Below are 21,017 nucleotides of genomic sequence, written 5' to 3' on the forward strand. Positions count from 1 at the left end.
GCGATCGCAAGGCGGAGGGTCGTCCCGGTACTGGGCGTACCGGGATGAGCCCGACAACGCGGCGAGCGTGCGTGCCAGGCGTCGCGAGGCAGACGCGAGTTTGACGACAGGGCCTAACCGGCGGCCGCCGCCGCGTCGGCGACTTCACGGACGGTCGGCTTCGCGGCAGCGGGCGGTGTGCGGTAGGCGCGAAGGGGTGCGTTGGCGGCAGCCACGGCGGCGATCGCCACGACGGCGGAGAGCCCGCCGAGGACCAGGGAGAAGGAGGCGGAGGTGGCCGTGGCCACCAGGCCACCTCGGAAGTTGCCGAGCTCGGGGCCCGCGACGCCGATGACGTGTTCCACCGAGGAGACCCGCCCACGGTAGGCGTCCGGGGTCTCCCACTGGACGAGGGCACTGCGGGTGACCACGGACACGGTGTCGGCCGCACCCGCCACGGCCAGGCAGCCGAGCGCCGGCCACAACGGCCCCGCCAGACCGAAACAGCCCAGCGCCAGCCCCCAGACACAGGCCGCTGACAGCTGCACCAGACCGCTGCGGCGCCACCGCGTCACCGTTCCGGAGAGCAGCCCGGCGGTGATCCCCCCGACCGCGACGGCCGAGAGGAACAGACCGAGGGTCTGCGGATCGCCCCCGAAGCGGACCTCGTTGACCAGCGGGAAGAGCGCGATGGGCATGGCGAGCAGCGTGGCGGACAGGTCGGTGGCCATCGAGCCCCACAGCGTCGGGCGCCGCAGGACGATCCGCCAGCCGCCACGCTCAGGCCTGCGCCTGCCGCCCGCCGCCTCGGTCCCCTCGGGCCGCATGCTGGGCAGGCGGATCACCGTGAGCGTCGAGACCGCCACGGCCAGGGCCTGGGTCGCATACGCGGCAGGAAATCCCCATCGGGCGATGATCAGCCCGGCCAGCGCGGGACCGGCCAGCATCGCCGCCTGGAAGGAGACGTTGGTCAGCGCAAGACCGGCCGCGACCTGGTCACCCGGCAGGAGCCGGACCGGGAAGGTGCGCCAGGCGGGGGCTCCGAGAGCGCCGCAGCTCACCCCGGCGGCGACGAGGACGAGCAGCAGCGGCACACTTCGATTGCCCGCCACGGCCTGGGCACACAGCCCTGTCGCGGCGATGAGCTGGCCCGCGGTGGTGGCCCGCACCACCGTACGGCGGTCCACGGCATCGGCCAGCGTGCCGCCGAGCAGCCCGAACAGCACCATCGGCAGGCCGGTGGCGAGCCCGATGGCGCCGGTGCCCACCGGGCTGCCGGTCAGCTCCCAGACCTGGGCGAGCACCGCCACGTTGGCCATCTGCCCGCCGAGTTGGGAAACCGAGGTGCCGATCCACAGATCGCGGAACGACCTGCTGTCGCGCAGCGGACGGGTATCGATGAACCGGCCGCGTCCCCGCCCTCTCATCGCGGTGGCTCGACGATGTTCCGCAGGATCCGCTGCCGCATCGACCGCCGTTCCAGCGCCCGCCGCACCTCCTTGACGACGGCGGTCATCGCGTACGGGATCTCGCTGTCCAGCTCGGCCACGGTCTCGTGGGTGGCGCGCCACTCCGCCTCAAGGAAGGGCACCAACGCCCGGCCGCGCTCCGTCAGGTCGATCCGCCGGGTACGGGCATCAGCCCCCGGCTCGGAGGTGACCAGACCTTCCTTGCGCATGGCGGCGACCGTCTGGCTGATCGCGGAATGCGAGCGGTCCAGGGACTTCGCGAGCTCGCGGATGGTCAGTGGCCCGGTGTGCGCGAGCCGGATCAACGGATAGGCGAACCGAGGCCGCACTCCCTCGATGCCACGCTCGACGTAGACCTGCTCGATCTCGGCGTCCATGGCCGCCAGAAGCTCGTGCAGGGAGTGCCAGGGATCGGGTCGTGTGGTGGGATCGGAAGATGTCACAGCGCTAATATAACAGCGCTGCGACAATAGCCCTCGATGCTCTCACATGACCGAAATTGCGCCTCTCAATACGCCATGTGACGCATTGACCCCACAGCACGATCACGGTTGCATTCTTGTGGCCCTCCGGAGGGGAACCGGAGGCGAGACCGTGTCTTTTATGGGGGGAAAATGAGTAAAAGTACGAACCTGCGCACCACCAGACGTGTGCGGGCCGTCTTAGGTGCCGCGGTCGCGGCGTGCGCTGCCACGGCGCTACTGCCCGCGGCCGCGTCCGCCGAGCCCACGCCCGCGACGGGCCACGCGGCCGCCCGCGAAACCGGTGTCGAGAGGGTCAGCGTCGCGCCCGACGGCACCCAGGCCGACGACAACTCCACCGGCGCCTCGATCACACCCGACGGACTCCACCTCGTCTTCTCCTCGTCGGCGCAGAACCTCACGCCCGACACCCCGGCAGCGGGCGACAGGGTGTACGTCCGCGACCAGCACACGAGCCAGACCAAGCGAATGGGGTCCCTGACTCCGCTCCAGCCCCCGGTGATCAGCGGCGACGGGAAGTACGTCGCCTATCCGGTGCAGTGGTTCAACGACGCGCGGATCCGCCAGTACCAGGTGAGCACGGGAAACACGGCCTCCCTCAACTGCTCGGCCTACAGCTGCAACCAGCCGTCCCTCAACGCCGACGGCCGCTACACCGCCTACGCCATCCGCAACCTGAGGCAGCCGTCGTCCGGCCACCGCGTCGAGTTCCAGGACTGGAACACCGGCACCACGCAGACCGTCGCCACCCTCCCCCATGCCCAGCCATCCCGGCCCTCCATCAGCGGCGACGGCAGCCGTGTCGCCTACCAGGACGGCCAGGCGCAGGACGTCTTCGTGTGGGACCGGGCCGGCGCCACCACCTCCGGCCCGGTCGAGGGCCCGTCCAAGGCGGCGACAATCGTCCAACTAAGCGACGACGGCAGCAAGGTCGTCTACCTCTCGGGCTCCGACACCTATGTCCACGACGTGAGCTCGGGCACCGCCCAACTGGTCCCGAACGTACGAGGCGTGGCCATCGACCCCACCGGCCGCTACCTGCTCCATGCCCCGCGCGACACGACCGGCCCCTCACTCTCCCTGCGCGACCTGCAGACGGGCACCGACGAGATCGTCTCGAACCAGCCCGCCTCGGCCGGAACCGACGCGGTCAGCACCGACGGGCGGTCCGTGGTCTTCCACTCCACGGCCGACGACCTCGTCCCCGGCGACACCAACGGCAAGTCGGACGTCTTCGTACGCCACTTCGACTAATCGTCCCGCCCCGGCGCGGCTGACGCCGGTCCCGGGCGACGGCAACTCACGTACGCGGCCTGCCCCGACGGCGCGGGGCGGGCCGTGCTTCGACACGCGCGACGTGCCGCATGGCACGCTGGCCCCCGTGGGTCCGTGATCGTCGAGGAGGTTTGCCACGTGGCGCAGCAACAGCCGGCGGAGACTGCCGGTGCCCCGGATGTCCGCGCCGAGGAGAGCCGGCTGCGCAAGGACCTCGGCTTCTGGGGCCTGACCGCGATCGGCTTCTCCAACATTCTCGGCTCGGGCTGGCTGTTCGCCGCCATGTACGCCGCCCAGACCGCAGGACCCGCCGCGCTGCTGTCCTGGGTCGCGGCCGGTCTGCTCTGCGCCCTTGTGGCCCTGGTCATGGTCGAACTCGGCGCCACCAGGCCGGAAGGCGGCGGCACCGTCCGCTGGCCGCTGTACGCGAACGGCCGGCTTGTCGGCACGGTCGTCGGCTGGTCCGTCATGCTCTCCGTGGGCGGCACCGCGGCCGAGATCAGCGCGATCATGCAGTACGCCGCCCACTACGTGCCCGGGCTCTACCACGGCGCCAGTCTCACCGCCTCGGGACTGGGCGTCGCCGCCGCACTGAGCGTGCTGCTCACCGCGCTGAACTGGTTCGCGGTACGGATGTTCGCACGCGTGAACAACCTGGTGTCGGTGTTCAAGGTCGTCGTCCCGGTGCTCACGGTGGTGGCCCTGTTCCTCTCCGGCACCCACTCGGGCCGCCTCACGGACCACGGCGGGTTCGCCCCGTACGGTTACGCGGCCTGCCTCACCGCACTCGCCGGCGGCGGCATCGTGTACTCCGTGAACGGGTTCCAGGCGCCTCTGGACTTCTCCGGAGAAGCCCGCAATCCGCGCCGCACCGTACCCGCCGCCGTCCTCACCGGAATCGGCCTCGCGGTGCTCGTCTACCTCGGGCTCCAACTCGCCTTCCTCTACACGGTGCCCGACTCCCTGCTCGCGCACGGCTGGCAGGGAGTCAACTTCGAGTCGCCGTTCGGTCAGCTCGCTCTCGTCCTCAACCTGCACTGGCTCGCCACGCTGCTCTACGCCGACGCGGTGGTCTCCCCGGGCGGCTCCGCCTACGTGGGCGTCGCGATCGACGCCCGCCACACCTACGCCCTCTCGAAGAACGGCCTGCTGCCCCGCTTCTTCATGCGCATCGACCCCCGCTCCGGCATCGCACGCCGCGCCTTGGTCCTCAACCTCGCGGTCATCATCGTGTTCATGCTCCCGTTCGGCGGCTGGCAGGACATCGTCAGCGTGATGGGAGACATGTACCTGATCATCTACGCCGCCTCGGCGGTGGCCGTGGCGTCCTTCCGGGCGCACGACCGGGAGCGTGGCGTGCCGTTGGCGGACGGCCACATGCCGGGGGTGCGCTGGATCGCACCGCTGAGTTTCGCCGTGGCGACCGAGTTCATCTACTGGTCGGGCTGGGACGACCTGCGGCTCGCCCTCCCCCTGGTCCTCGCCGGTGTCCCGCTGTTCCTGCTGCAACGCCGCAGGACGGCAGCCGGCCCCCCGTCCGAGGAACTGCGCCGGGGCGCCTGGATCGTGTTCCACCTGGCGGCTCTTGCCGTGCTGTCGTGGCTCGGCACGTTCGGCGGCTCCGGACAACTGCCCGCGCCGTACGACTCGATCGTGGTGGGCGTCGTCGCCTTGGCGGTCTTCGGCTGGGCGGTACGTTCGGGCGCCGCCCACCTCCGCACGAACCCCACCCACTGAGCGAGGAGCGAAGAGGGCCGGGGCCAGGCCCCCAAGACGGCACGAACAGACTCTGGTCCAGTTCCAGTGATCTCGCGGAGCGCGAGCCAAGGGCGCCTGCCCTCAAGAATGATCAAGGGCCGGTTACGGATATCTCCGTAACCGGCCCTGACCTGCGACTGTCTCCAGTCGGGACGACAGGATTTGAACCTGCGACCCCTTGACCCCCAGTCAAGTGCGCTACCAAGCTGCGCCACGTCCCGTTGTGTCCGGCGCGGTGTCCCGCGTGATCACAGGTAGAACTCTACCCCACGACGAAGGGTGCTCCGTTCTCCGGTGACCGTCGTCAGCCACGCGCGACAATCGGCGTATGAGCACTGCACCTGGACCGTACGACAGTGGCCGTGAGCGCGACCGGGACGAGGAGGGACGGGCCCGCAACCAGCGGCCCCGCGACGGGCTCGGCCGGCCGCTCCCCTATGGCGCCGACGGAGTGCCCCGGCAGCCCGAGGGCGTCGTCCGCGCGCCCGAGGAGTCCGTCGCCGAGGCGCAGGCACTGCTGGACGCGGGGCGCCCCTTCCACGCGCACGAGGTCTTCGAGGACGCCTGGAAGTCCGGGCCCGCGACGGAGCGCGGCCTGTGGAAGGGGCTGGCGCAGCTCGCCGTCGGCCTCACGCACTCCGCCCGCGGCAACACCACGGGCGGGGCTCGGCTGCTGCTCCGCGGCGCCGGGGCGGTGGCCGCGTGGAGCGCGGAGTCCGGGCGGGAGCGGCCGTACGGGATGGACGTCGTCGAACTGGGCAACTGGGCGGAGGCGTTGGCGGGGCTCCTGGAGCGCGAGGGGACCGCGGTGGACGCGGCGGCTCACGCGCCGCGGCTGCGTGGGGGTTCGGCGGGGTAGCGGCACGGAGAGGCCGCGGCTCTCTCCAGTGCGGTCCTGTCAGGCACCGGCTCTCCCCGGTGGCCAGGCCTGCCCAGGCGCCAGCTCCCCCCGGTGGTGGCCAGGCCTGCCCAGGCGCCAGCTCCCCCCGGCGGCCGTCCTGCCCAGGCACCGGCTCCCCCCCCCCACCCCGTCACCGAACCGGCCTCGCCCCGCATGCACACGTCCGGCGCCGGTGTGAGGGTGGCCCTGTGACCACGACCGATGAGCCGACCGCGTCCGCTTCCGCCGAGGCACAGGCGCCGCCCGTCCTCGACCGGCGGCGGCGCAACGTCGTCTTCGTGACGATCATGCTGGGCATGCTCCTCGCCGCCCTCGACCAGACGATCGTCGGCACCGCGCTGCCGACGATCGTGTCGGATCTGGGCGGGGCGGAGCACATGTCGTGGGTCGTCACGTCCTACCTGCTCGCGGAGACCGTGGCCACGGTCCTCGTCGGGAAGTTCGGTGACCTGTTCGGGCGCAAGATCGTCTTCCAGCTCTCGGCGGTCATCTTCATCACGGGTTCCTTCCTGTGCGGCCTGTCGACGAACATGACGCTGCTCATCGCCTGGCGGGCGATGCAGGGCATCGGCGCGGGCGGCCTGATGGTCACGTCCATGGCGTTGATCGCCGATGTCATCCCGCTGCGCGAGCGGGGCAAGTACCAGGGTGCGATCGGTGCCGTCTTCGGGGTGTCCACCGTGATCGGGCCGCTGCTCGGCGGGCTCTTCACAGACCATCTGAGCTGGCGCTGGGCGTTCTACGTCAACGTGCCCATCGCGATCGTCGTGGTCCTCGCCGCCGCCCGCACCATCCCCGTCGTGAAGTCCGCCGTGCGGCCCGTCATCGACTATCTGGGCATCGCGCTCGTCGCCATCGGCGCGAGTGCGCTGATTCTGGCGACGAGTTGGGGAGGCAACCAGTACGCGTGGGGGTCGCCGACCATCATCGGTCTCTTCGTCGGCGGCCTGGTCGCGCTGGCGCTGTTCTGCGTCGTCGAGACGCGGGCGGCCGAGCCGATGCTGCCGATGCGGCTCTTCGGCAACCCGGTCTTCACGGTCTGCTCGATCCTCAGCTTCATCGTGGGCTTCGCGATGCTCGGGGCGATGACGTTCCTGCCGACATATCTGCAGTACGTCGACGGGGACTCGGCCACCATCTCGGGTGTCCGGACACTGCCCATGGTCATCGGGCTGCTCATCGCGTCCATCTTCAGCGGCAACGTGGTCAGCAAGACCGGCACGTACCGCATCTTCCCCATCGTGGGCGCGCTGGTGATGGCGCTCGGGCTCTATCTGCTCTCGCTTATGGGCAGCGACACCAGTACGTGGCTGGAGTCGCTGTACATGTTCGTGCTCGGCACCGGCATCGGGCTGTGCATGCAGGTCCTGACGATCGCCGTGCAGAACACCGTCCCGTACTCCGACCTCGGCACCGCGACATCGGGCGTCACGTTCTTCCGTACGCTGGGCAGCTCGTTCGGCACGGCCGTGTTCGGCACCATCTATGCCAACACCCTCGCCCCGAACCTCAAGGACGGGGTCGCCGCCGCCGCGCGGGCCGGCGGGGACCCTGCCGTGGTCGGGAAGGCGGCGCAGAGCCCCGGCGGACTGCACGAGCTGCCCGGGGCCGCCGCCGCGCCCCTCATCAAGGCGTACGCGGACACCCTGCACACGGTCTTCCTGTGGACCGTCCCTGTCGCGCTCATCGGGTTCCTGGTGGCGCTCTTCCTCAAGCAGGTCGAGCTGCGCGACAGCGCGCGCATGGGCGCCCCGGACATGGGCGAGGGCTTCGCGCAGCCGACGAGCGGCGACTCCGGGCACCTCCTGGAACGGAGCGTCGCCCACATCATCGGCAATGTCGGCATGACGACCGCGCGCGGCATCATCCGGGACTCCGACACCCGTCTCGACATCGCGGGCGCCTGGGCGGTCATGCAGGTCTCCCTCCTCACCCGGATGGTCGGACACGCGAGCCTCGGTCTGATCGCCGCCCGGCGCAGGATTCCGCCCGAGGTCCTTGTGCCCGTCTTCGACCGCATGGTCGACGAGGGCTATCTGACCCGCACGGGCACGTACTTCTCGCACACGGCCGCCGGGGAGCGCGAGGCGGCTGTCATCTCCCGGGCGTGGGCCGCCTGGCTGGGCGAGGAGATCGAGAAGGACCTCGGCCGCCCCGCGGACAAGGAGCTCACCAGGGCCGTCGACGCGATCGCCAAGCGACTGCTCGCGGAGGATCTGGAGCACGGACTCTCGACCGAGACGGCGGGCGCCCCGGTCGGCGCGACGCTGACGGACGTGCGCTGACCGACGTACGCCGGCTCACGCAGGGCGGCGCGCGCTGAACCGTGCTCAGCGCAGCAGCAGTTGGAGGCCGCCCAGGACGGTCGCGCCGATCACCAGCCGCTCGAAGAGCCGCTGGTCGATGCGGTGCACGGTGTACTTGCCGAGGATCGCGCCCGGCACCACGAAGAGCGCGAGGGCCGCGTCCAGGAGCAGTGAGCGGGCGTCGATCAGGCCGAGCCCGACACTGAACGGCACCTTGGACGTGTTGACGATCAGGAAGAACCACGCGGACGTGCCGAGGAAGCCGAGTTTTCGGAAGCCCGCCGAGAGCAGGTACATCGACATGACCGGGCCGCCCGCGTTGGCGACCATGGTGGTGAAGCCGCCGAGGATCCCGTAGGAGGGGGCCTTGAGGCGGCTTCCCTGTGGGCCGCTCTCCTCCGGGCCGGTGGGCGCCGCCGATCTGCGGCGCGCGATCGTGACGCCCGCCATGAGCAGCAGGATCGCCCCGATGGAGGTGCGTACGACGGCGTCGTCGGCCCACATCAGGAACACCGTGCCGATGACCACTCCCCCGGCGACGGCGGGGAACAGCCGCCACAGGGTGGGCCAGTGGGCGTGTCTGCGGTAGGTGAGCACGGCCAGGACGTCGCCCGCGATGAGGACGGGCAGCAGGACGCCGGTCGAGGCGCGGGCGGGCAGCACGGCGGCGAACACCGCGAGGCTGATGGTGTTCGCGCCGCTGACGGCCGTCTTGGAGAAGCCGACCACCATCGCTGCCGCGGCGAGCGCCGCGAACTGCGCGAGTGAGAGGTCCCATCCCATGCGGCAATTCCTACGCGCTGTAGTGGGCGCGCAGTTCCCGCTTGAGGACCTTCATGCTGGGGCCGAGCGGAAGCTTGTCGGTGAACTCGACGCGGCGCGGGTACTTGTGGCGGCCCAGGTGCTCCTTGGACCAGTCGATGATCTCCCCGGCCGCCTCGGGCGTCGCGTCGGCCGCCGCGACGACGACCGCGCAGATCTCCTCGCCGTGCACGGGGTCGGGCAGGCCGATCACGGCTGCCTGGGCGACGCCGGGGTGGCGCATCAGGACCTCTTCGACCTCGCGCGGGTAGACGTTGAAGCCGCCGCGGATGATGACGTCCTTCTTGCGGTCGACGATGGTCAGGAAGCCGTCGGCGTCCTTGGTGCCCAGGTCGCCGCTGCGGAACCAGCCGTCGACCACGGCTTCGGCGGTCGCCTCGGGAAGACCCAGGTAGCCGGAGAAGACGTTGTGGCCACGGATGACGACCTCGCCGAGCTCGCCGGTCGGCAGCAGTTCGATGCGGTCGTCGAGGTCGGCGCGGGCGATCTCCACCTCGACGCCCCACACCGGGTGACCGACGCTGCCGGGCCTGGTGCCGAAGTCGGGCTGGTTGACGGAGGCGGTGGGCGAGGTCTCGGAGAGCCCGTATCCCTCGTGGACGGGGGTGCCGAAGGCCTTCTCGAAGCGTTCGAGCACGGCGACCGGCAGGGAGGCGCCGCCCGAGATGCAGATCCGCAGCCGGGGCAGTTTCACGGCGGCCTCGGCGGCGGCCACGAGACCCACGTACATGGTGGGGACGCCGTGGAAGGTGTTGACGCTCTCCGCGTTCATCAGCTCGACGGCGCGCGCGGCGTCGAAGCGCGGCAGCAGGACGAGTGTGGCGCCGGCCCGCCAGGTCGAGTTCATGGAGACGGTCTGGCCGAAGGCGTGGAAGAGCGGCAGCGCGCCGAGGACGACGTCGTCGGGGCGGACGTCGTTGGCGTCGAAGGCGTTGACCGTCGCGTTCATCACCAGGTTGAAGTGGCTGAGTACGGCGCCCTTGGGGACGCCGGTGGTGCCGCTGGTGTAGAAGATGACGGCCGGGTCGTCGGCGTCGCGTGTGGCGTACGAGGTGAGGGGATCGGCGGTACGGGCGAGAGCCTCCAACTCGCCCCCGGCGCCCAGGGTGATCATGCGCGTGCCGGTCGCCTCGGCGGCCCGGGCGCCGGTGGGCGCCTGCGCGGGGTGACAGAGGAGCAGGTTCGCGCCGCTGTCCCGCAGGACGTGCTCGACCTCCGCCGCGGAGAGCAGCAGGTGGACGGGGACGACGACTCCGCCGGCGGCCAGGACTGCGTAGTAGGCCTTCGGGAACTCGGCGGTGTTGGGGGCCAGCAGGGCCACGCGGTCCCCCGGCCGTACGCCGAGTCCGGCGAGGGCGGCCCCCTGGGCGCGGGCCTGGTGCCACATCTCCTTGAAGGAGAGCCGCACGTCGCCCTCGACGAGCGCGATGCGGTCCGGGTGGCGGCGGGCGGGCTCGGCGAGGATCGCGGCGAGGGAGAGCGTGGCCATGAGGGAGAGTGCTCCGTTTCCGTGGGGCTTGCGGTGGTTCCAACTGTGCTCGACGGCGGCGCGGCACCCGCCCCACTCCTGGAGGGACGGTACGCGCAGGAGGTTCGGCCGGGGCCGACGGCGGCGGCACGCACCCGCCGCCGTCGGCCCCCGAAAACCGCGATCCGCGCCCGTCGTCAGTCGCGCTCGACCAGGAGCGCGCTGCCCTGTCCCACGCCCACGCACATGGTGGCGAGGCCGCGGGTGGCGCCCGTGCGGCGCATCCGGTGCAGGAGGGTGGTGAGAATGCGGGCGCCGGAGCAGCCCAGGGGGTGGCCGAGCGCGATGGCACCGCCGGTGGGGTTGACCAGCTCGGGGTCGATGCCGAGGGCGTCGACGCAGGCGAGCGCCTGGGCGGCGAACGCCTCGTTGAACTCCGCTTCCTGGAGGTCGTCGATACCCCAGCCGACGCGGTCGAGCACCTTGCGCGTGGCGGGAACGGGCCCGATGCCCATGACGTCCGGGTGGACGCCCGCGGAGGCTCCGGCCGCGTACCGCCCGAGGGACTCCAGGCCGAGGTCGTTGAGCGCCTCCTCGCTGACGAGAAGGAGGCCGGCCGCTCCGTCGTTCATCGGCGAGGCGTTGCCCGCGGTGACGGTGCCGTCCTTGCGGAAGACGGGGCGCAGACCACCGAGCTTCTCGTACGAGGTGTCCTCGCGCACGCACTCGTCCGTGTCGACGACGATGCCGTCAGGGCGGGTGACGGGGAGCAGTTCGTCGTCGAAGTGGCCGTCCTTGCGGGCGGCGGCCGCGCGCTGGTGGCTGCGGAGCGCGAAGGCGTCCTGACGCTCGCGCGAGACGCCGTACCGCCCGGCGACCTCCTCGGCGGTCTCGCCCATCGCGAGGACGCCGTGCAGTTCCTTCATCCGCGGGTTCGTCAGGCGCCAGCCGAGGCGGGTGTCGGCGGTCTCGATGCGGTGCGGCAGCGCCTCGTCGGGGCGGGGCAGCACGAAGGGGGCGCGGCTCATCGACTCGGAGCCGCCCGCGACGATGATGTCGGCCTCACCCGCGGCGATGGTGCGCGCGGCGGTCGTGACGGCTTCGAGGCCGGAGGCGCACAGCCGGTTCACGGTCGCGCCGGGCACGGACTCCGGGAGCCCCGCGAGGAGGGCGGCCATGCGGGCCACGTTGCGGTTGTCCTCGCCCGCCTGGTTGGCGGCGCCCCAGTAGATGTCGTCGATCCGGGCGGGGTCGAGCTGGGGGATGTCGGCGAGGAGTCCCCTCACGAGGCCCGCCGCGAGGTCGTCGGGGCGGACTGAGGAGAGGGCGCCGCGGAGTTTGCCGATGGGGGTGCGGCGGGCGGCGGCGAAGTGGACGGTGCGCACGATACGGCTCCGGATCGTTCTGCGGGGTCTCGCTGCTTCGGTGGGTGCAGGTCACGCTGTGTGTGGCGGGAGTCCCCGGCACGTAAATTAGCGCTGCTAGTTTTGGAGTCTATGCGGGAGGCGGGGCCATGGGAAGAGGGATCCTGGGGGCGGTCTTCTGGGGCGTATGACCACTCCTGGCCTCCCCTACCCGAGGGAGACGCGGACCGGGCCGCCCCCGGCGTCGACCCTCGCCACCCAAGCCCCGGCGACACGGAACGGCCGGTTCGGGACGGCCGGGCGGCGCAGGCGTGCGTGGTGGAGGGTCCTGCCGTCCTGCGTGATCATCAGGGCCGGGCGCGGGACGAACTCGGTCGTCCGCAGCGTGAACCCGCAGCCCGGCTCGTCCCGGGTCAGCCGGTTCGGGGCGATCCAGGCGAGCGGCGCGGTGACGCGCAGCGGCACCGAGGCCGGGGGCCAGTCGCCGTCGGCGAGGTAGTCCCGCACGGCCGCCGCCGCCAGCGCTCCCTCGCACACGACCGTGTGGGCCGGTTCGGCGGCGTGCAGCACGTTGCCCACCGCGAAGACGCCGCGCGCGTCCGTGCGGAAGGCTCCGTCGACCGCCGGGCCCCGCGTGCCCGGGTCCATCGACAGGCCGCCGCGCCGGGCCAGTTCGTGGTCGGGAACGAAGTCGCCGGTGAAGACGACCGCGTCGCAGGGGACGTACGCCGTCCGGCCGTCCCGGTGCCGCAGCCGGACCCCCGACAGGCGCCCGCGGCCGAGGAGTTCGGCGACCGTGGCGTCCGTGAGCACGGGCACGCCGCGCCGCAGCCGGGCTTCGAGGGCGCGCACCCGCGGCGCCTGATGGCGCGGGTGCTCGGTGACCAGCGCGGCGACGGCGACCCCCGCCCGCCGCAGGGTGTCCAGGGCCGCGAAGCTCACCGGCTCCGCGCCGACCACGACGGCCCGCGTGCCGATGTGCTGATGGTGCAGGTGGACGGCCTGCTGGAGCTCGCCCGTGGTGAACACCCCCGCGGGGCGGGTGCCGGGCACGAGGCGTGCGGCGCGCGGCCGTTCGCGGGCGCCGGTGGCGAGAACGACCGCGCGGGCGGTGATCCGCTCCAGACCGCGCGGGCTCGTGGTGTCCAGGGTGAGCGGCGCCGCCCACGCCGTCACCGTGACCCCGGTGCGCAGGACCGCTCCGGTGCCCACGGCCGCCGCCACGCAGCGCTCCGCGAACTGCGGTCCCGTCGTCCCGAGGAGTCCGAAGCCGCCGTGCGCGCAGTGCCGCGGGACCCCGCCCGCCTGCCGCTCCCGGTCCACCACCTCGACCTCGCCGACGCCCGCCGCGGCGAGCCCGGCAGCGGTGGCGAGGCCCGCGGGCCCCGCGCCGACGACCAGTACGTCGACGAGGCGCTCCCCCCTCATCGGCTCCCCGCCTCCGTACCCCGCTCGTAGAGTTCGCGGACCTGAGCCCCGCAGTAGAACCCCTGGCAGCGGCCGCCCCGCGCCCGCGTGCGGCGCCGCAGGCCGTCCGGCGAGCCGGGCGGCACCGTCGCGGCGAGGGCGTCACGGATCTCGCCGCGCGTCACCCGCTCGCAGTGGCAGACCACGTCTCCGTACGCGGGATCGGCCGCGATGAGGTCGGCCCGCCGGTAGGGGCGCGGGAGGGCCTCGCCGAGGTTGGGCATGCGGACGGGCGGCAGGTCACGGGGTCCGGGGAGGTCCAGGCCCGTGAGGGCGAGCAGTTCGGTGACGTGCTCCGCGATGGCCAGGGAGGCGGTGAGGCCGGTGGAGCGGATGCCGCCGACGGTGACGTAGCGCTGCTCCTTGTGGGCGCTGATGCGGTAGTCGTCGTGCTCGGTGGCGGCGCGCAGTCCCGCGTAGATCGCGGTGACCTCTTCGTCGAGCAGCTCCGGGAGGATGCGGCCGCCCTTCTCGCGCAGCGTGGCGATGCCCTCGGCCGTCGAGCCGCTGGCGGTCCTGTCGTCCAACTCCTCGGCGGTGGGGCCCAGGAGGACGTTCCCGTACACGGTCGGTGCCACCAGGACGCCCTTGCCCAGCGCGGTGGGGACGGGCAGCAGGATATGGCGCACCAGGTCGCGGGCGAGCTTGTCGAAGACGAGGAGCTGGCCGCGGCGGGGGGTGACGGTGAAGTCGTCGTGGCCGAGGAGCCGGTCGACGGTGTCGGCGTGCAGACCCGCGGCGTTGACGAGGTGGCGGGTGCGGACGGTGCCGCGGGACGTGTGAAGCAGATGCGTCCCGGCCGCCGAACCGGCCTTCTCCACATGGCAGTTGAGGAGCAGGTCCACCCCTGCCCGGACGGCCTGGGTGGCGTAGGCGAGGGTGGTGGTCCACGGGCAGATGATGCTCTCGCCGGGGACGTCGAGCGCGCCGAGGGCGCCGGGGCCGAGGTGCGGCTCACGGGCGCGGACCTCCGCGGGGCCGATGATGCGCGCCGCGTCGTAGCCGTTGCGCTGCGCCTTCTCCAACAGACCGGGCAACGCGTCCAGTTGACCGGCGTCCCAGGCGACGAGCAGCGCGCCGACCGGCTCGACGGGGATCCCGCACTCGGCGGCGTACGCGGCGAGCAGGCGTTGCCCCTCGCGGACCAGGCGGGACTCCAGCGAGCCGGGCACGGCGTCGAATCCGGTGTGCAGGATCGCCGTGTTCGCCTTCGACGTGCCGTCACCGACGTCGTCCGACGCCTCGATCAGGGCGATGCGCAGGCCCGGGTGGCGGGCCAGGGCGCGGGCTACGGCCGCGCCGACGACTCCCGCGCCGACGACGGCCACGTCGTACGTCACGTCCGGCGGCGCGCCGCGCCTGGTGACCGCCATCAGGGCGTACGTTCCATCAGCGCCGTGACCGCCGAGCGGAAGCCGTCGAGGCGTTCGGCCGCCGCGTCCGCGTCGATCCGCGGTTCGTAGACAGCGGTGGGCCGCCACTGCGGTACGACGTCGGCAACCGTGAGAGAGGGGTCGAGGCCGATGCGGGCGACGGCCGCCGCACCGAGAGCGGTGACATCGGGCAACGCCGAGACCTCGACGGGGAGTTGGAGCAGGTCGGCCTGGGTCTGCATGAGGAGGGCCGAGCGGGTGAGGCCGCCGTCGACGCGCAGGCTCGTCAACGGCTCCCCCAGGTCGGCGGCCACCGCGTCGGCGAGCGCGACGACCTGCGCGCAGACGCCCTCGCACAGGGCGCGCACCAGGTGCCCGGCCGTGGTGTCGAGGCCGAGCCCGGTCAGCGAGCCACGCACGTCGCCGCGCCACCAGGGCGCCGCGAGACCGGCGAGCGCGGGCACGAAGGTGACACCGCCTGCGTCCGGTACGGCCGAGCCCACCGGGTCGATCTCCTCGGCGCCCGCGATCACACCGAGGTCGGTGAGCCAGCGGACGGCGGACGCGACCGTGTAGACCTGCCCGTCGAGGCAGTAGCTGCTCCGCCCGGCGAGCCGCCAGGCGACGCAGCTGACGAGCCCCGACGGGCCGCGCCGCGGGCGGTCGCCGGTCTGCGCGAGGAGGAACGCCCCTGTTCCGTACGTGCACTTGGCGCTGCCCGGCGCGGTGACGTCCTGGGCGAGTAGCGCCGCCTGCTGGTCGACGAGCAGGCCGGTGACGGGGAGTTCGGGGCCGAAGGCGGTGGTCGTGCCGACCGGCCCCGCCGCGTCGACGACGCGGGGCAGGTGCTCCTCGTCGAGCCCGTAGAGCTCCAGGGCGCGCGACGACCACTGAACGGCGTCGAGGTCGAGGAGCTGGGTGCGGCCGGCGGTCGCCGCGTCGGTGACGTACGCGCCGGTGAGCCGGTGGACGAGCCAGGCATCACTGGTCGTGACCACGCCCTGCCGGGTGCGGTGGCGGCGTATCCACGCCATCTTGGGGGCGGCGAAGTAGGGGTCGAGCGGCAGGCCGGTGAGACGGCGCAACTCATCCGCGTGGTCGGTCAGTTCGGCGCAGACCGACTCCGCTCGGCGGTCCTGCCAGACCAGGGCGTCGGTGAGGGGTTCGCCGGTGTCCGGGTCCCAGGCGAGGACCGTCTCGCCCTGGTTGGCGAGGCCGACGGCGGCGACGGATTCGCCCGCGTCGGCGAGCGCCCTGCGGCCCGCGTCGACGACGGAGGCGAACAGCTCGGCGGGGTCGGCCTCCACCAGGCCGCCGGGAAGGAAGCGGGGGCGTACCTGAGCCGCGCCCGAGCCGATCACGCCGCGTTCCGGGCAGACGACGAGGGCCTTCGTGCCGGACGTGCCCTGGTCCACGGCGAGCACGGGCCGCCGCGCCGGGGACCGCGCGCCCGGCGGCCGCTCATAGGTGATCACCGCGGAAGAGTGCTACAGCGGCCCGGAGGGCGTCAAGGGACGGACTGCGCGCGGGGCAAGAGACCAGACCCGAGGGCGGCGAGAGACCGAAATGACAAGGACTGCACAGCAAATGACCATTCGGCGCGCCGCGTTGACACATCAAGGTCATAAAAGTCTTACGAATGGGCTTGGAACCGGAAGGACCAGATCTACACTGTCCGCCGTGTCACACCATCAACTCCCTTAACAAACTGGTCGGTCAACCACCCCCTCTCCGCCCTCTTCCCCCAACTGAGGACTCATGCCCATGGCGTTAGGCCGCCCGGTGTACCACCCGGCAGGCCACGACGAAGCGCTGCGCGGGGTGCTCCAGGACCTCAGGACCGGTCGCTGGGTCTCCACGCGCAACCTGCTGACCGAGACACCCGACTGGGGGCTGTGGACGCAGCGCACGCAGATCCTGGGAGCCGCCGTCGCCGGCTCCGACGTGGTGCGCGCCTGGCGCGCCGAAGAGCCGCGCAGCGCCTCGGCCGCCGTCCTGCACACCCGGGTCCTGGTGGAGCGCGCCCTGCGCGCGCACCGCTCGGGCCACCGGCGGACCAACGACCTGTGGCGCGAGGCCGTCTCCGCGTGCGGCGACGCGTCCGCCCTGTCGCCCGAGGATCCCGTGCCGTGGATCTGCCTGCTCTCGCTGGCCCAGCTCGACGTGGGCCAGCGGTGGGACGAGCACCGCCTGGCGCCTCCCGAGCCGATGCTCTTCCCCGGCCCCTGGCAGTTGCTCGCCGAGGCCGACAAGCGGGATCCGGGCAACCGCGAGGCGTACCACCGGATGCTGCAGTTCGTGTACGCGCGGCGCGCGCAGGGGCCGCTCACCGAGGCGTACAACTTCGTGCAGTGGGCCGCCGCCTCGGCGCCCGCCGGCTCCGCGCTGCACCTGCTGCCGCTGTACGTGCGGGTCGAGCGCTACCGCAGGGAGTCCGGCCAGGAGCAGGCGCTCGACCTGCACTGGATCTCCGAGGACGCCACGCGCGCCGCGCTGCTCGCCCTGCAGCTGTGGTTCGACCACACGACGCCCGCCGCGACCTCGCTCCTCGACCTCAACCACCTCGCGCACGCCCTGTGGGGCGCGCACCAGTTCCACGACGCCTCCCGGGTGTTCCAGGCCCTCGACCCGTTCTTCACCACGGTCCCGTGGGCCTATCGCACCCACTCCCCCGGCGACGCGGACGCCGCCGCCGAGGTCTTCGTCCAGGCCCGCACCCGCTGCTTCAGCGCCTCCCGCGGCCCGGGCTGACCCCCGCGCCCTCCCCGTATCCGTTCGCCCCTTTCCCCGCCGCTCCCCCGGAGGTCCCACCGTGTCCCGCACCACCTGGTCGTCGAGCACCGTCCCAGCACCACCACGCCAGGACGAGGAAGAGCGACTCAGAGAGCTCGGCTACCAGCCCGTACTGGCCCGCCGCATGGGCGGCTTCGGCAACTTCGCCATCAGCTTCTCCGTCATCTCCATCCTGTCCGGCTGCATGACGCTGTACGGCTTCGGCATGGGCGCCGGCGGCCCCGCGGTGATGCTCTGGGGCTGGGCGGGCGTCGGCCTCTTCGTGCTCTGCGTGGGCATGGCACTGGCCGAGGTCACCAGCGCGTACCCGACGTCGGGGGCCCTCTACTACATGGCCGACCGGCTCGGGGGGCGCCGCTGGGGCTGGTACACGGGCTGGCTGAACCTGCTGGGGCTGCTCGGCGCGATAGCGGGCATCGACTACGGCGCCGCACTCTTCACCGGCGCGTTCCTGAACCTCAAGTTCGGCTTCACACCGACCACCGAGAAGACCTTCCTGATCTTCCTGTGCGTCCTGCTCCTGCACGCCGTCCTGAACCTCTTCAACGTGCGGCTGGTCAGCCTGCTCAACTCGATCAGCGTGTGGTGGCACCTGGCCGGTGTCGCCGTGATCGTCGGCGTCCTCGTGATCGTGCCCGACCACCACCAGTCGCTTTCGGACGTCTTCGGCACGTTCGTGAACGACACGGGCTGGGACAACCCGCTCTACGTGACGGCGATCGGCCTGCTCCTCGCCCAGTACACCTTCTGCGGATACGACGCCTCCGCGCATCTGTCGGAGGAGACCTCCAACGCGTCGGTCTCCGCGGCCCGCGGCATCGTGCGCGCCATCTGGGCGTCGTGGATCGCCGGTTTCGTCCTGCTCGCCGGGCTGAGCTTCGCCATCCAGGACTACGTGGGTGCCCAGGAGAGCTCCACCGAAGTGCCGCCCGCGCAGATCATGATCGACGCGATCGGCGAGTCCGGGGCGACGGCGCTGCTGCTCATCGTGATCGTGGCGCAGCTGTTCTGCGGCAACGCCGAGACGGCCGCGGCCAGCCGCATGGTGTTCGCGTTCAGCCGCGACAACGCGCTGCCCGGCTCGGCGGTGTGGCGCAAGGTCAGCTCCCGGACCCAGGTCCCGGTACCCGCGGTGTGGCTGTCGGTGGGCCTGGCCGCGGTCATCGCGCTGCCCTCCCTGTACTCGGCGACCGCGTACACGGCGGTGACCGCCATCAACGTCATCGGCATCACTCCCGCGTACGCCATCCCGATCTTCCTGCGCCTGCGCGCGGGCGACCGCTTCCAGCCCGGCCCCTGGAACCTGGGCCGCTGGAGCAAGCCGGTCGGCTGGATCGCGGTGATCTGGGTGGCGTTCGTGACGGTGCTCTTCTGCCTGCCGCAGGCTTCGCCGGTGACGGTCGACTCGATGAACTACGCCTCGATCGCGCTCGCCGTGGTCCTGCTCCTGGCCACCGTGTGGTGGTTCGTGGCGCGCCGCTCGTACAGCACGCCACAGGCGTACGGCTCGGACCGGGAGCAGGCGGAGGTCGCGGAGAACATCGTCTGAGAGCCGGGACCCGGTCAGTCCCGGACCGAATCGCCTTACGCGGGGCGGTTGTTGAGGATTTTGTGGTAGAGGCGGTGGTCGCGCCAGGCGCCGTTGATGTGCAGGTAGCCCGGCGCCATCCCGTACTCCACGAAACCGCACTTCGCCAGCACGCGCTGCGACGCCGCGTTGTCGAGGAGAGTGCACGCCTCCACGCGGTGCAGGCCGAACTCGCCGTCCGCCGCCGCGCAGACGTGCCGCACGGCGGCGGAGGCGAGGCCGCGGCCCACGTGCTCCGCGTCGGTCCAGTAGCCGAGACTGCCCCTGCGCGCCGGGCCGTGCACGATGTTCGTCAGCTCGGTGTGACCGACGATCTCCCCGTCGCTCTCGAGGACCCAGTGCGCGGCCCGGCCCGCCCGGCACTCCTCCAGCTGGCCCCCGATCCGCTCCGCCTGCCCCTCCGTGGTGTAGAAGGAGGCGGGCCTGACCGGCTCCCAGGGGCTGAGGTGGGCACGGTTGCGGCGGCGGGCCCCGGCGAGCCTCTCCGCGTCATCGAGCGTGAGGGGCCGGATGAGGACGCCCTGCGCGAGGGCGGCGGAACCAGTGATCATGCCCGCAGCGTACGAGAGTTCGCCCCGCTCCCGACAACCGTCGGGCGAGGTCAGCGCCCGCCCGCCACCCGCAGCACCGTGCCGCTCGCGTACGAGGCGTCGTCCGAGAGCAGCCACGAGACGGCCGCCGCCACCTCCGAGGGCTGACCGGAGCGCCCCAGGGGGATGCCCGCCGCGAGCTTCGCGGGGCGCTCGGGGTCGGCGTGGAACTCGGTCCAGATGACGCCGGGGGCAACGGCGTTGACGCGGATGCCGTCCCCCGCGACCTCCTTGGACAGGCCGACCGTCAGCGTGTCGACGGCGCCCTTGGCAGCCGCGTAGTGGACGTACTCGCCGGGAGCTCCGAGGGTGGCCGCGGCGGACGAGATGTTCACGATCGCGCCGCCGCCGCGGGCCTTCATGTCCCGCACCGCGCGCCGGGCGCAGAGCAGATAGCCGAGGACGTTGACCTCGAGCGCCCGGCGCATGCCCTCGGCGTCGGCCTCGGCGAGGGGGCCGACGGGGCCGCCCACACCGGCGTTGTTGACCAGTCCGGTGACCGGACCGAGCTCGGCCGCGGCGGTGTCGAAGAGACGGTCGACGTCGGCCTCGTCGGCGGTGTCGACCCGGACGGCGACGCAGCGGCGGCCGACCGCGCGGACCGTCGCGGCGACCTCCTCGGCGGCCATTGCGTTCGAGCGGTAGCCGATGACGACGTCGTGGCCGTCCTCGGCGAGACGGGCGCAGACAGCGGCGCCGATACCGCGACTGCCGCCGGTGACGACGGTGACGGGGTGGTGCTGCACGGGGGACCTCCGGCTCTGGGTGGCTGACTGTCGCGCCGCCCGGACGCGGGGATCGCCCGCGTCCGGATCACGCCGTCATCCTACGAAGCGGTGATCTTCACCGGCCGGGAGGGCGAGGTCGAGGTGGATCAGGGTGGCTCGGCCCGTGCCGCGCCGCAGCCGCAGAAGGTTCCGGCCCGGCTCCCACTGGACGACGCCGTGGTGTGCGCGCAGCTGGGCCCGCAGCCGTTCCGGGTCGGGAGTGCGCAGCGCGGCCGGGGCGCCGAGGGGCGGGCCAAGGACGTGGAGCGGGATCAGTCCGTCGTCACGTACGTCGTACGAGGAGAGCAGTACGTCGATTTCCCGGACCTCCCAGACCTCTCGGCCGGGGACGGCCGTGCCGCCGGGCGCCGGGGTCCGGGGCCGCGCGGGAGGGGTGGGGGTGTCGTTCGAGTGCGTCATGGAGCGCCTCCGGAGTCGTGGACCCCGGGTGTCGCCGACCCCGGTGATCCGCCGTTCCCCGCGCACGTCGCACGGGGCGGGTCGTCACCCGGGGCACCCGCGACGGAGCGGGGTGCCGTCCAGCGAGCCGGGGCTTGGCGCTGGAACTCGTGACCCGTCCCGACCGTAACACGCCCTCTCGGAGGCTTGCCCGGG

At 72.3% G+C, this 21,017-nt stretch carries 17 protein-coding genes, 1 tRNA gene and 1 riboswitch; of the genes, 6 read left to right on the forward strand and 12 right to left on the reverse strand.

What is annotated here, in order from left to right:
* Nucleotides 1–113: 113 nt before the first annotated feature.
* The gene (locus tag ACFVYL_RS00005) at nt 114–1,406 is read right to left on the reverse strand and encodes an MFS transporter (protein ID WP_389711981.1); all 1,293 of its coding nucleotides are present in this window, start codon (nt 1,404–1,406) and stop codon (nt 114–116) included.
* Complete coding sequence (locus ACFVYL_RS00010) at nt 1,403–1,891, reverse strand: MarR family winged helix-turn-helix transcriptional regulator (protein WP_389711982.1); 489 nt, start codon at nt 1,889–1,891, stop codon at nt 1,403–1,405. Before ACFVYL_RS00010 ends, ACFVYL_RS00005 begins: the two co-directional genes overlap by 4 nt.
* Nucleotides 1,892–2,062: 171 nt before the next feature.
* On the opposite strand from ACFVYL_RS00010, the gene ACFVYL_RS00015 reads away from it, so the two are divergent.
* On the forward strand, nt 2,063–3,184 hold the full coding sequence (locus ACFVYL_RS00015) for a WD40 repeat domain-containing protein (protein WP_389711983.1): 1,122 nt from the start codon (nt 2,063–2,065) through the stop codon (nt 3,182–3,184).
* A gap of 159 nt (nt 3,185–3,343) precedes the next feature.
* Nucleotides 3,344–4,942, forward strand: a complete 1,599-nt coding sequence (locus ACFVYL_RS00020) for an APC family permease (RefSeq protein ID WP_389711984.1) — start codon at nt 3,344–3,346, stop codon at nt 4,940–4,942.
* Between the two features lie 168 nt (nt 4,943–5,110).
* On the opposite strand, the gene ACFVYL_RS00025 is transcribed toward ACFVYL_RS00020, so the two are convergent.
* Nucleotides 5,111–5,184: transfer RNA gene (locus ACFVYL_RS00025), tRNA-Pro, on the reverse strand.
* A gap of 107 nt (nt 5,185–5,291) precedes the next feature.
* On the opposite strand from ACFVYL_RS00025, the gene ACFVYL_RS00030 reads away from it, so the two are divergent.
* Nucleotides 5,292–5,822 carry a DUF309 domain-containing protein gene (locus tag ACFVYL_RS00030; RefSeq protein WP_389711985.1) on the forward strand — a complete coding sequence of 177 codons (531 nt, stop codon included), beginning with the start codon at nt 5,292–5,294 and terminating at the stop codon, nt 5,820–5,822.
* Between the two features lie 230 nt (nt 5,823–6,052).
* Nucleotides 6,053–8,149 carry an MDR family MFS transporter gene (locus ACFVYL_RS00035; RefSeq protein WP_389711986.1) on the forward strand — a complete coding sequence of 699 codons (2,097 nt, stop codon included), beginning with the start codon at nt 6,053–6,055 and terminating at the stop codon, nt 8,147–8,149.
* 45 nt (nt 8,150–8,194) lie between these two features.
* On the opposite strand, the gene ACFVYL_RS00040 is transcribed toward ACFVYL_RS00035, so the two are convergent.
* The 6 genes from ACFVYL_RS00040 to ACFVYL_RS00065 all read right to left on the reverse strand — a co-directional run bounded on the left by ACFVYL_RS00040 (nt 8,195) and on the right by ACFVYL_RS00065 (nt 16,139).
* Entirely contained in the window at nt 8,195–8,953 is a 759-nt protein-coding gene (locus tag ACFVYL_RS00040; RefSeq protein ID WP_389711987.1) for a sulfite exporter TauE/SafE family protein, read from the reverse strand.
* Nucleotides 8,954–8,963: 10 nt separating this feature from the next.
* A complete protein-coding gene (locus ACFVYL_RS00045) occupies nt 8,964–10,481 on the reverse strand; it encodes a long-chain fatty acid--CoA ligase (RefSeq protein ID WP_389711988.1) in 1,518 nt (505 codons plus the stop codon).
* 176 nt (nt 10,482–10,657) lie between these two features.
* Nucleotides 10,658–11,845 carry a thiolase family protein gene (locus tag ACFVYL_RS00050; RefSeq protein WP_389711989.1) on the reverse strand — a complete coding sequence of 396 codons (1,188 nt, stop codon included), beginning with the start codon at nt 11,843–11,845 and terminating at the stop codon, nt 10,658–10,660.
* A gap of 186 nt (nt 11,846–12,031) precedes the next feature.
* A complete protein-coding gene (locus ACFVYL_RS00055; RefSeq protein ID WP_389711990.1) occupies nt 12,032–13,252 on the reverse strand; it encodes an NAD(P)/FAD-dependent oxidoreductase in 1,221 nt (406 codons plus the stop codon).
* Nucleotides 13,249–14,664, reverse strand: a complete 1,416-nt coding sequence (locus ACFVYL_RS00060) for an FAD-dependent oxidoreductase (RefSeq protein ID WP_389711991.1) — start codon at nt 14,662–14,664, stop codon at nt 13,249–13,251. The genes ACFVYL_RS00055 and ACFVYL_RS00060 overlap by 4 nt, the downstream gene beginning before the upstream one ends.
* A complete protein-coding gene (locus tag ACFVYL_RS00065; protein ID WP_389711992.1) occupies nt 14,664–16,139 on the reverse strand; it encodes an FGGY family carbohydrate kinase in 1,476 nt (491 codons plus the stop codon). The genes ACFVYL_RS00060 and ACFVYL_RS00065 overlap by 1 nt, the downstream gene beginning before the upstream one ends.
* Nucleotides 16,140–16,422: 283 nt before the next feature.
* Between ACFVYL_RS00065 and ACFVYL_RS00070 the strand changes: the two genes are divergently transcribed.
* Both ACFVYL_RS00070 and ACFVYL_RS00075 read left to right on the forward strand, forming a co-directional pair.
* Nucleotides 16,423–17,415: a hypothetical protein gene (locus tag ACFVYL_RS00070; protein WP_389711993.1), complete on the forward strand. Its 993-nt coding sequence runs from the start codon at nt 16,423–16,425 to the stop codon at nt 17,413–17,415.
* A 61-nt stretch (nt 17,416–17,476) separates the two neighbouring features.
* On the forward strand, nt 17,477–19,006 hold the full coding sequence (locus ACFVYL_RS00075) for an amino acid permease (protein ID WP_389711994.1): 1,530 nt from the start codon (nt 17,477–17,479) through the stop codon (nt 19,004–19,006).
* A 35-nt stretch (nt 19,007–19,041) separates the two neighbouring features.
* Here the strand turns inward: ACFVYL_RS00075 and ACFVYL_RS00080 are convergent, their stop codons facing one another.
* From ACFVYL_RS00080 to ACFVYL_RS00090, 3 genes are all read right to left on the reverse strand, one after another.
* The gene (locus ACFVYL_RS00080; protein WP_389711995.1) at nt 19,042–19,596 is read right to left on the reverse strand and encodes a GNAT family N-acetyltransferase; all 555 of its coding nucleotides are present in this window, start codon (nt 19,594–19,596) and stop codon (nt 19,042–19,044) included.
* 50 nt (nt 19,597–19,646) lie between these two features.
* Nucleotides 19,647–20,381, reverse strand: a complete 735-nt coding sequence (locus ACFVYL_RS00085; RefSeq protein WP_389711996.1) for an SDR family NAD(P)-dependent oxidoreductase — start codon at nt 20,379–20,381, stop codon at nt 19,647–19,649.
* A gap of 75 nt (nt 20,382–20,456) precedes the next feature.
* Nucleotides 20,457–20,822, reverse strand: a complete 366-nt coding sequence (locus ACFVYL_RS00090; protein ID WP_389711997.1) for a hypothetical protein — start codon at nt 20,820–20,822, stop codon at nt 20,457–20,459.
* A gap of 45 nt (nt 20,823–20,867) precedes the next feature.
* Nucleotides 20,868–20,977: riboswitch (SAM riboswitch) on the reverse strand.
* Nucleotides 20,978–21,017: the final 40 nt, after the last annotated feature.

It is taken from the genome of Streptomyces sp. NPDC058308, assembly GCF_042880275.1.
GTDB lineage: Bacteria > Actinomycetota > Actinomycetes > Streptomycetales > Streptomycetaceae > Streptomyces.

Bases quoted from the DNA above. Each gene is read 5' to 3' on its own strand.
- ACFVYL_RS00080 (WP_389711995.1), bottom strand. From the start codon at position 19,596: ATGATCACTGGTTCCGCCGCCCTCGCGCAGGGCGTCCTCATCCGGCCC.
- ACFVYL_RS00090 (WP_389711997.1), bottom strand. From the start codon at position 20,822: ATGACGCACTCGAACGACACCCCCACCCCTCCCGCGCGGCCCCGGACC.
- ACFVYL_RS00040 (WP_389711987.1), bottom strand. From the start codon at position 8,953: ATGGGATGGGACCTCTCACTCGCGCAGTTCGCGGCGCTCGCCGCGGCA.
- ACFVYL_RS00030 (WP_389711985.1), top strand. From the start codon at position 5,292: ATGAGCACTGCACCTGGACCGTACGACAGTGGCCGTGAGCGCGACCGG.
- ACFVYL_RS00005 (WP_389711981.1), bottom strand. From the start codon at position 1,406: ATGAGAGGGCGGGGACGCGGCCGGTTCATCGATACCCGTCCGCTGCGC.
- ACFVYL_RS00045 (WP_389711988.1), bottom strand. From the start codon at position 10,481: ATGGCCACGCTCTCCCTCGCCGCGATCCTCGCCGAGCCCGCCCGCCGC.
- ACFVYL_RS00060 (WP_389711991.1), bottom strand. From the start codon at position 14,664: ATGGCGGTCACCAGGCGCGGCGCGCCGCCGGACGTGACGTACGACGTG.
- ACFVYL_RS00070 (WP_389711993.1), top strand. From the start codon at position 16,423: ATGCCCATGGCGTTAGGCCGCCCGGTGTACCACCCGGCAGGCCACGAC.
- ACFVYL_RS00015 (WP_389711983.1), top strand. From the start codon at position 2,063: ATGAGTAAAAGTACGAACCTGCGCACCACCAGACGTGTGCGGGCCGTC.
- ACFVYL_RS00055 (WP_389711990.1), bottom strand. From the start codon at position 13,252: ATGAGGGGGGAGCGCCTCGTCGACGTACTGGTCGTCGGCGCGGGGCCC.